Below are 8,899 nucleotides of genomic sequence, written 5' to 3'. Positions count from 1 at the left end.
ACATCACCCCCGCAGCCGCACGACAGGGAAGCGACCGCACCCGTGATCATGCCGCACCCAGCCGACCCGACGTCACGAATTGCGCACCAGAGTCCTGCACGTCACGCGCTGGAAGCGGTACGCACATGATCGTCTGTACGCGAATCTTCCTGATGGCACCGCAGTCGGCTGGGCGGACGCCAGAACGGGGGACATCACGGTCTTGCGCGGTGAGTATCGCGACGACGTGATCGCCGTGCTGACACAACACTTACAGAACCTCACCGAGTCAGTCCAGCCACACAAGGCACCCGAGGCTGAAGTGCGTCCGACGCTGCCGCCTCTGACGCCGGCCGACGATTTGGCCGTCAACCCTCCCGGGGCGTCCCTGCGTGATTTGCTCGATGAATCTGGCCCGGGGCTAATGGCGCGAGCAGTCTCACGGCTTGTGCGGCGACCCACGGAGTGGGACTCTTGGCGAATGGGATTGGCGGGGGAGCGGCGTGTTGGAACCGAGCTGAACCGCTTAGAGCGCCACGGCTGGCGCGTCCTGCACTCCATCCCCTTGGCCGGCAAAGTGGATGTCGACCACTTGCTGATCGGGCCTGGTGGGGTGTTCAGCATCAATACGAAGCACCACCACAAGAAGGCCGTATGGGTCGGCGAGGATTCCGTGAAAGTCGATCACGGAAAACCGGCGCCCTACGCCCGAAAGAGCCGGGCGGAGGCTAGGCGAGTAGCCCGAGTACTTGAGCGCTAATGCGCCTTTCCTGTACCGGTGGAGCCAGTACTCGTCTTCGTCGGCGTCACTGATCTGAAGGTGGTCGCCACGCAACTCAGCGTGCGGGTGTACCAAGAACGCCAAGTCGCGGCACTGGCGCCACTCTCAGGCGTGCTGACGGCGGAGCAGGTCGAGCAGGTCTACAGCGTGGCTCGCCACCGCCAGGCTTGGAGCCCGGCCTAGGGTACTGCCGGCCCCGATCCCCTTCGCGGTCGGGGCCGCTGCGTGGCCGAACCGCCTTTCGTCACCGGGTTCAAGCAGACCTCACTCAGTAGTCCGGCAGCACCCGGAAAGACACTGGACGCAAGATCGTTGGATCGGCCATGATCCCGCCGTGCACATACCGAGACGATACGCCGAGCTCCTCGCCGCAACCTTTCTTACGGCAGTGCTGGCCGGCTGCTCAACGCCACGTTCTCAGCCTTCGTCGGGGGCCACGGGCTCGGCGGCTTCATCTCCGTCGGCCCCCGCAACCCCCTCCTCGACCCGGGGCGTACCTGCGTCTGGGGCGGGAGCACAGCTCATGGCCACCATCCTGCCGGTACCGGCAGGCGCGCATGCCTGGACCGACCGCAACGGCGCGCTGGACTTGGACAGCTTCGCCCACGGACTCTTCGCCACGGACCACGTCTCGCAGGAGAAGGCCGTGCTCGTACGCCGACGCTTCGTCGCGGCCGCGCGGCAGGGCTGGATCAGTACCGATGGAAGCCAGGCCGACATCTTCCTCGTCCGGTTCGCCGCACCCACCGGCGCCGAGAGCATGTACAAGTCCATGGCACACACCTGGCAGACCAGCAGTAAGCCGCACCAGCAGACCTTCGCGGACCCAGCGGACCACGCCACCGGCTCCGTCATCAGCACCCTCGACAACCTCGGCAACGCCGGTGTCAAGCTGATCAGCGCCCGCAACAACCTGTTCGTCTACATCCACTACTTCACCGCTGCGACCCCCGACCGTAGCGGGGCGCAGAATCTCCTCCACCGCCAACTTGCCGCCCTCGGCAAGTAGAGGGCAACCTGTCGCGCCCGCCGACGGCCCGGCGGGCGGCAGGCCGCTTCCGGGCCCGGCATCAGGACAACCCGAGGGTCGCGGGAGGCAGGCGGCTAGGCCGGTGTCCCTCAGTAGATGCCGGCGGTCCTCACAGGCGCCCGTGGGTGGCCCCACGGCGTGACGATTCGTAGTGGGCGGGGTCACCCTGCATTGGCGCGGACCTTCGCCCTTTCCCGGACGTCATCTGCGGCGGTGCTCCAAGATCCCGTCCACGCCTCGTCCGCAGACCCCCGCATACGGCCGCTCAGGGCGGCATACGGCTGTGCAACACGCAGACCCCGGCTTCAGGGTTTCCGCTGGTGACGGGGGCTTTGGGCACCTCATAGGGGGTGCCCCCGGCGGGGCGCTCGGAGCGTGGGGTGGGCAGAACCGCTGGTCGACGGCGGGAAGTTGGTCATTCAAACGGTCGTGTTGCCAATTGCCTCCATTCCGGAGGGGGCTCGGTCGCAGGGGGGAAGCCGAATGTTTCGGTGTGCGGCCGGGTTCAGATGATCTCTCTGACGGCGTCGCAGATCTCATCCACACGCTCGGGCTGGAGATGAGGACGTGCGTAGTTCGTGGCTCGGATCGACTGGAGGAACTCCACGGGGAGGGCGACGTGGTAGCCGTGGAGATAGAAGCGGAGGTCTCCGCGCCACACCCACGCACCATCGGTGAACAGGGAGTCACCACCGAGGATCTGCTCTCCGCTGCCGAGCACGTCGTCGGACTTCCCCATGACGCTCAAGATCTCGTGACCGGCCTTCAGGTAGGCGAGGATCCTCTGCTCGTCGGGTTCTGGCGCCTCCCGTACGAAGTCACGGACGGGCCCGTCCGGGGTGCCGGCGCGCTCGTCCCACAGCTCTGCGTAGAAGCCGAGGATCTTCATGCTGTCCTTCGTCCTGTCTCTAGGAAACCAGCGGGAGGAAGGTCCGCCAGTAGCCTCCGTCGAAGATGATGGGCTCTTGCCCATCGCCTCCACCCCTCATAATGCCGACCTTTTTGGTGGGCGCTATGACGGGGACGCCGAGCTGATTGGCAACTTGTTGCGCTGCTGGTAGCGCATCGGCGCTGGAGTCGACCGTGCCGGAGTGGCAGGAGATAAGTCGTACCGGCCCGCCGTCGTAGTTCGGGTTGTTGCGTATGGCGTCCACGATGTGCGACGGGTGAGACTCTCCCCCGGGGAAGTCGTTCCCTGCGGGGTTGATGCGGCCGGGTTCGAAGTAGCCCTGCGGATTCCCATGGACGACGACGTCGTGGTAGCCGGGTTTCGGAGCAACCTTGTCGAAGTTGCTCATGGTGGCCCGGTCGTAGCCGACGGCCGTGGAGCCGGAGCGGTGGTAGACGGGATCACCGGTTGGCAAGACGCCGTCGCCCGGCGTTTTCGGTGGGGCCGCGTAGGTGGACTGTTCCGAGTTCCTCCAGGCCTGCTCGCGGCGGGTGCCGAGCTTCTCGGTCGTGGATCCGCTCTTGGCGGCGGCGCCGCTGACGGCGCCCAGGGCGACGTCGAGGGGGTTGATGCGGCCGTCGTTGAACAGTGCGTCCTGGCCGGTGGCCACCGCGGCGCCGAAAGCCATCCGACCGGGGGCGGTGTCGAGCCCGGTGGAGATTCTTCCGATGGCGTTGAGTGCGGTGGAGGCGTTCTCAGCGCTGTCGGCGGCCTCAGCGGCAGCGCGTGCGCCCGAGCCCAGTCCTCCGGTCACGCCGCCGGTGAGTCCCCCGATCTCGGCGGAGGAGAGGAGTTCGGTGCCGGAGAAGCCGCCGTCGCCGAAGGCGACACGGACGGGCTGGGCGACCGCCAGGTCGACGGTCACCGATTCGGCGGCGCCGAAGGCCACGCCGGTGAGGGTGGTGGCGGCGATGGAGGCGATGGACTCGGAGACGGCTACGCCGATGGCGTCCGCGGCAGCGACGATCCCGGCCGCGGTGCCCGCGGCGACGGCCTCGGAGGCACCGAAAGTGACGAAGGCCAGGGCAGTGCCGACGACGAGGGAGCCGCCGACGATCGCGGCTTCCTCCTCCAGCTTGTGAACTGCCTTGTCGATCTCGTCGGCGAAGTCGTCGAGCGCCTGGGCCAGCTGACGGCAGGCCTGGGCTGTGTCCGGCAGCCAGCCCTTGCCGCCTGCGTAGTAGCGCGACCAAAAATGCCCGAAGGCGTCGATGGCCGGACCCGAGTTCCCGCCGATCACAGTCTGCGCGGCGCGATTAGTCGAGGCGGTCACCTCATCGATCACCTCGGCCAGGGTCCGCCAGGCGTCGGCGGCATGCCGCAGTCTCCCGCTGTCGCCGTCGGGCCACCACATGCCGGTGGTCTTCCGGACAATCTTGGCTGCCTCGGACTCACTCATCCCCGTCGATCCCCCGTAGGACTCAGCGCAGGTGGTTCAGAATCGCCGCATTGTGCGCGTCGGTCTCAGTGTGGTTCGCCGCATGCGTGGTCAGGCCCTCGTGGATGCTGTTCAACCCGGCGACGAGGATGCCCAGGGCCTTGAGAACCGCGTCGCGCTGCGGAGAATAGGCAGCGCCAAATTGAGCGCCCTGCTTGTCGGAGCCCCAAGGAGTGCCCAGCCCGTCGAGTGAACTCTGCAGTTGGCGAAGGGCGTTGGTCAGGTCGTCACTCCCAGCGGCGAATGTCGGCGCCTGTGCCGTGATCTCGTCCGGGTGGATCGATATGTCGCCGGACGCCCCCATAGGCTGTTCCCTCCCCGTGTTGTCTGCGTGTTCATCTGATCCTAAGAGGGGCGCGAGTTGTCCTCGGTATGCCAGGGCCCGTTTCAGCCAGGTACGGCGGAAGACGGGCGACCCTTCTTCAGCGAGAAGGGCTCAGTCGTCCCGTCCTCGATCTACTACCGCGTGTGGCAAGAGGCTCGGCTCCGGGCGCTCCCGCTGACCGTCGCGGCCTCGCCGCTTGCGAGTAGGCCGTACGACCTTCGGCACTCGGCGCTGTCGACGTGGCTCAACGCCGGAGTTGATCCCACCGAGGTTGCCGAGCGTGCCAGCGACAGCGCTGAGGTCCTGTTGACCCGCTACGCGAAGTGCCTCGACGGACGGCAAGACGTTGCCAACCGGCGTATCGAGGACCTCCTGCGCGAATACGAGTGACAGACCTGATCATTGGCGAGGCCCCTGAGCGTCCTGCCCAGGGCCTCGGCGTCTGGTCTGTGCGTTATGCGGACCGGCTGGCTTGGGTCTGCTCTGAGTCGAGTTGGCGTTCAAGGCTTCTTCGCTCACTGTCGAGGGCAGCGAGACCCCGCACGCGAGACCGCTCGAAGTCAGGCTTTACCTCGACGCCTAGGTCATGTCGCAAGGTGACCCGCAGTAGATACACGCCGTCGGACAGTGGGCCGCTGAACCAAGCATTCGCCCGGCTGTATGCGGCATCTGGGCTTGGGCTGCTCGGCAACTGTTTCACAACGGTGTACCCGACGCCGAGAGCCCTGTTTCAGGGTCGAGGTCACCTTCAGGACGTCCTTCGTCAGCGCCATCTGCGCCTGGGAATATTCATCTGCCCAGGCCTCTTTGGCAGCGTCGAGGACCGCTGACTCGACGTCTTCACCTCGCTCGGCTGCTCGGACTGCATCGCGGGCAGCGACCCGGTATGCACGAGCCGTGGTGTTCAGACGGGCATAGAGATCACGTCTTGCTTCCTGCACTCTGTCGTCGCGTTCCTGCACACGTTGTTGATCAGCGCGCTTTTCGCGCTTCTGGCTGGCGAACTCGTTGAACATCGCCCCACCCAGAGTTCCTCCAGCGGTGATCAGCCCAACGGCCACAGCGGATATATCCATGAGTCCCCCAACTCGTCTGTTCGTCTGTCTGGAGCCGACGACTGATGGCGGCTTCGACAGCTTGCGCCGCCAGCCTGATGTCCCAGCCGCGGCCGGCCTCAGGGCCAGAACGACGATAGCGAGGAGGAGGCCTGCTCGACTCGGATCAGGCTCGTTACCTGCGGCGACGCTCCAAGATCCCGTCCACGCCTCGTCCACAGACCCCGACATACGGCCGCTCCGAGGGGCATACGGCTGCACAAACGCGAAGACCCCGGCCTCAGCGTTTTCGCTGGTGACGGGGTCTTTGGGCACCTCATGCTGGGTGCCCCCGGCAGGATTCGAACCTGCGCACACGGCTCCGGAGCCCAGGTGAGAGTGAGAGGCCTGTAGGTGCCTGACCTGCGGGGGAGGGGCGTGAGGGACCTCAGCAGAGCAAGATCATTACGCCCCTATTACGTGAGCGGCCTGTCGGGCGGTCGCTCCGGCCCGTATGGTCGAAGCATGATCTCGGGCAGCAGCGGGGTACCGGACGGCGGCGGCGCGGAGTTCACGGCGGAGGGCCTGGCGCCCATCCTCCGAGCGGGGTGCGCGACGGCGGGACTTGACTCCCGCGGCGCCGAGTTGCTGCGGCTCGGGTCTAACGCGGTATACCGCCTGGCTTCGTTACCGGCCATTGTCCGCATCGCGCGTGATGCTTCGGTGCTCGCCGAGATGGAACGGGCCGTGAGCGTGGCCCGGTGGCTTGAGACGCAGGACTTCCCGGCTATGCGCGTGCCGGCGTCGGTTGCGCAACCGCTCGTCGTCGGCGGCCTGGTGGTCACCTTCTGGGAGAGCGTCCAGGAGCACGAGGAGTATGCGACGGTCGGCGAGCTGGCCGATCTCCTACGGCGCTTGCACTGGCTTGAGGAGCCTGAATCCCTGGGCTTGCCGTACTTCGACCCGCTGGCCAAGCTGGCGGCGTCCCTCGATGGCTTGGACGGCATCTCGGGGGAGGACCGGACGTTCCTGGAGGAGCGAGCGGCGACCCTCGCCAAGAATTACGACCGGCTGGACTTCGTCCTTCCCTTCGGCATGATCCACGGTGACGCCAGCATCGGGAACATCCTCCGCCATCGGGACGGGCACGCTGTCCTCATCGACCTGGACGGCTTCGCCCTCGCCCCACGCGAGTGGGACCTGATCCAGACGGCGATCTTCTACGACAGGTACGGCTGGCACACAAAGGCGGAGTACGCGGAGTTCGTGCACCGATACGGCTTCGACCTGATGAACTGGCCGGGCTACGAAACGCTCGCTGACCTACGTGAGCTGATGATGGTTGCCTGGCTCGGCCACCAGGTTACGACGAGTGAGCCGTCTGCCGCCGAATTCGCTCGCCGAGTGCGGTCCCTCCGCACAGGGGAGGGCCGAGACGAGTGGGGCCCGTTCTGAACGCGCGGCCACCTGTGCTCAGGTACCGACATGATCGCCCGAGGCAATCCACAGCCTGTGCTCTCTGACCTGCTCGGTGAACGTCTGCACGTCCGCACAGGTGCCGACTGCTACGAGGTTCTGCCGGAACTCGGCGAGGTAACTGACGCATCGCGCCGACTTGAGTTGCTCGCCCAGGTCAAGCGCATCGAGTGCCACGCGACAAGCCTCCTCGACGTCTCCGGCGCGTAGGTGGGCGTCGGCGAGAACCATGGTCGCGAAGAAGTCGCTCCGTACGTGGCTGCCGCTCATGGCGTTCTCGGCATGGGCGACCGCCTGCCGGGCGCTGTTGACATCACGGAAGCAGTGGGCGGCCTCTGCGGCGAGTTCGGCCTCGTCGAAGTAGCTGATCCACTCCGGCTCGTCGTCGTTGTTCCGGCTCTCCAGCGCTTTCGTGGCGGCATGCAAGGCGGCTTCGCAGCCGCGTACGTCGCCGGTCCGGGCAAGAGCGCGGGCCTCCATCGCGTGGAACTGGGCGCGTAGGGTCGGCGTGGCCACGGGAGAGATGCCCATGAGGGCCGCGCGGGCGAGCGTGGCGGCCTGCGTGTAGCGACCGAGAAACGTCGCCTGATGGCTCATGGCGGACAGGATGCTTCCGGCGAGCCGACGGTCATTGGCGTCCTGGGCCAACCGAAGAGCCTGGAGGAAGTACCGCTGTGCCAACCCGTGTCGGCACGCGTCGTAGGACATCCAACCGGCCAGGAGCGTTGCTTCTGCCACGGTGGAGAAGAGAGCCCGGCCGACCTGCTCGGTGTACTGGCCGTGCAGGAGCGGCGTCACTTCGGTGCTGAGGTACTGAATGGCCGCGTGCCGTGCGTGGTCACCACCAAAACGGTCGTCCAACTCGGCGAACATGTCCGCGGTGGTCTTGATGGCGGCCACGTCTCCGAGACCGACGCGCATCCCACCCCGACGCTGCGGCGGAACGGCCGGCTCGGGCGCGACCAGCCACCGCAGTGATGCTTCGTTCCAGGCGGGCTCGGAAGGCTCGGCCTGCAAGAGCGGCTCGTACCGATTCAGATCGGCGCGCCAGAGCTGACCGACGGCTTGGATCGCACCCTCAGGGCTCGACGGATAACTGGCGTCCAAGAGTCCCGTGTCTCGCTCGCCTTGGTGGCTCAGTCCGAGCTCGGCGGCGGTGAGCTGGAACACCTCGCACAGCAGCGGACCATAGAAATCGTCCGGCACGCTGTGTCCGTTCTCCCAACTGGCGATACGGCGTTTCACGCTGGCGTCCGAGGGGAGCTGGTGGCCACGGCGGGCCGCAGCTTGCCGCAACTCCCGCACTAACCGTGGCTGACTCCAGCCCCGGCCCGCACGGGCCCGCCGTAAGCGAACGCTGGTCGGCTGCATCGAAGACGTGACTGTTCCCTCCCCGCCGGTGCACGGGTGCGACTACTGGGGCGCACGACTCTTTGACCTTACGACCGAATGTACGCGCGGCGCATCACTGAGTGCAGCAAGTAGCCGTAGATCGTCGCCGGTTGACCGTGACGGGGGATGACGCGCTCTAGCGTGACGCGTCATCCCCCGTCACCCCTCGTCATCTGCCCTGGCCAGGGCAGTGCCCATGAGTCTGGACGCAAGGCGGCATCGAGGCCGCAACTGAGTCTGACCGAGGTGAGATGACGTGCAGTGGATGACCAGGAGGGGCGTCGAATGGCTCTCCGCGGCGGCCGACGATCCGGCGGCTTGCCGGGCTATCTGGGCCGACGACCCTCGGGCGCCGTACATGCTGCCAACTGGCCGCTTCTTCGACGTCGTATCGGTCGATCGAGCAATTGTCAATTCCTGTGGATCGCTGGGTTAGGGCGAGGGGTTGGCGCCTTGGATGACTTGCCATCCGGAGGCCAAGGTGCCCGAAGTGAG

At 66.5% G+C, this 8,899-nt stretch carries 7 protein-coding genes and 2 pseudogenes; 4 read left to right on the top strand and 5 right to left on the bottom strand.

Translation table 11 applies throughout. The features are described from left to right. Positions 1–79 precede the first annotated feature (79 nt). Together ACFYX0_RS45775 and ACFYX0_RS45770 are read left to right on the top strand one after the other, a co-directional pair. Positions 80–943, top strand: a pseudogene (locus ACFYX0_RS45775) (nuclease-related domain-containing protein). Positions 944–1,283: 340 nt separating this feature from the next. Further along, on the top strand, positions 1,284–1,769 hold the full coding sequence (locus ACFYX0_RS45770; RefSeq protein ID WP_388981236.1) for a hypothetical protein: 486 nt from the start codon (positions 1,284–1,286) through the stop codon (positions 1,767–1,769). 526 nt (positions 1,770–2,295) lie between these two features. Here the strand turns inward: ACFYX0_RS45770 and ACFYX0_RS45765 are convergent. Genes ACFYX0_RS45765 through ACFYX0_RS45755 form a run of 3 tightly spaced genes read right to left on the bottom strand, consistent with a single transcriptional unit; the run spans position 2,296 to position 4,481 of the window. Beyond that, positions 2,296–2,679 carry a hypothetical protein gene (locus tag ACFYX0_RS45765; RefSeq protein WP_388981234.1) on the bottom strand — a complete coding sequence of 128 codons (384 nt, stop codon included), beginning with the start codon at positions 2,677–2,679 and terminating at the stop codon, positions 2,296–2,298. Positions 2,680–2,698: 19 nt separating this feature from the next. Continuing rightward, positions 2,699–4,138 carry a WXG100 family type VII secretion target gene (locus tag ACFYX0_RS45760; RefSeq protein ID WP_388981231.1) on the bottom strand — a complete coding sequence of 480 codons (1,440 nt, stop codon included), beginning with the start codon at positions 4,136–4,138 and terminating at the stop codon, positions 2,699–2,701. Between the two features lie 22 nt (positions 4,139–4,160). Further along, entirely contained in the window at positions 4,161–4,481 is a 321-nt protein-coding gene (locus tag ACFYX0_RS45755) for a WXG100 family type VII secretion target (RefSeq protein WP_388981229.1), read from the bottom strand. Positions 4,482–4,571: 90 nt separating this feature from the next. On the opposite strand from ACFYX0_RS45755, the pseudogene ACFYX0_RS45750 reads away from it, so the two are divergent. Beyond that, positions 4,572–4,892: pseudogene (locus tag ACFYX0_RS45750) on the top strand (site-specific integrase); the annotation flags it as partial. A 194-nt stretch (positions 4,893–5,086) separates the two neighbouring features. Here the strand turns inward: ACFYX0_RS45750 and ACFYX0_RS45745 are convergent. Then, positions 5,087–5,518, bottom strand: a complete 432-nt coding sequence (locus ACFYX0_RS45745; protein ID WP_388981226.1) for a hypothetical protein — start codon at positions 5,516–5,518, stop codon at positions 5,087–5,089. A 543-nt stretch (positions 5,519–6,061) separates the two neighbouring features. On the opposite strand from ACFYX0_RS45745, the gene ACFYX0_RS45740 reads away from it, so the two are divergent. Next, positions 6,062–6,991 (top strand): phosphotransferase family protein, encoded by a 930-nt coding sequence (locus ACFYX0_RS45740; RefSeq protein ID WP_388981223.1) that lies wholly within the window; start codon positions 6,062–6,064, stop codon positions 6,989–6,991. A gap of 18 nt (positions 6,992–7,009) precedes the next feature. Here the strand turns inward: ACFYX0_RS45740 and ACFYX0_RS45735 are convergent, their stop codons facing one another. Then, positions 7,010–8,257, bottom strand: a complete 1,248-nt coding sequence (locus ACFYX0_RS45735; RefSeq protein ID WP_388981220.1) for a hypothetical protein — start codon at positions 8,255–8,257, stop codon at positions 7,010–7,012. Positions 8,258–8,899: the final 642 nt, after the last annotated feature.

Source organism: Streptomyces sp. NPDC002573 (assembly GCF_042889625.1).
Classification (GTDB): domain Bacteria; phylum Actinomycetota; class Actinomycetes; order Streptomycetales; family Streptomycetaceae; genus Streptomyces; species Streptomyces gibsoniae.
Note: the sequence above shows the minus strand (reverse complement) of the source record. Positions and strands in the feature narration are given on the sequence as shown.

Excerpts from the sequence above, each read along its gene's own strand:
- ACFYX0_RS45770 (WP_388981236.1), top strand. The coding sequence starts at position 1,284 with ATGGCCACCATCCTGCCGGTACCGGCAGGCGCGCATGCCTGGACCGAC.
- ACFYX0_RS45765 (WP_388981234.1), bottom strand. The coding sequence starts at position 2,679 with ATGAAGATCCTCGGCTTCTACGCAGAGCTGTGGGACGAGCGCGCCGGC.
- ACFYX0_RS45760 (WP_388981231.1), bottom strand. The coding sequence starts at position 4,138 with ATGAGTGAGTCCGAGGCAGCCAAGATTGTCCGGAAGACCACCGGCATG.
- ACFYX0_RS45755 (WP_388981229.1), bottom strand. The coding sequence starts at position 4,481 with ATGGGGGCGTCCGGCGACATATCGATCCACCCGGACGAGATCACGGCA.
- ACFYX0_RS45745 (WP_388981226.1), bottom strand. The coding sequence starts at position 5,518 with ATGTTCAACGAGTTCGCCAGCCAGAAGCGCGAAAAGCGCGCTGATCAA.
- ACFYX0_RS45740 (WP_388981223.1), top strand. The coding sequence starts at position 6,062 with ATGATCTCGGGCAGCAGCGGGGTACCGGACGGCGGCGGCGCGGAGTTC.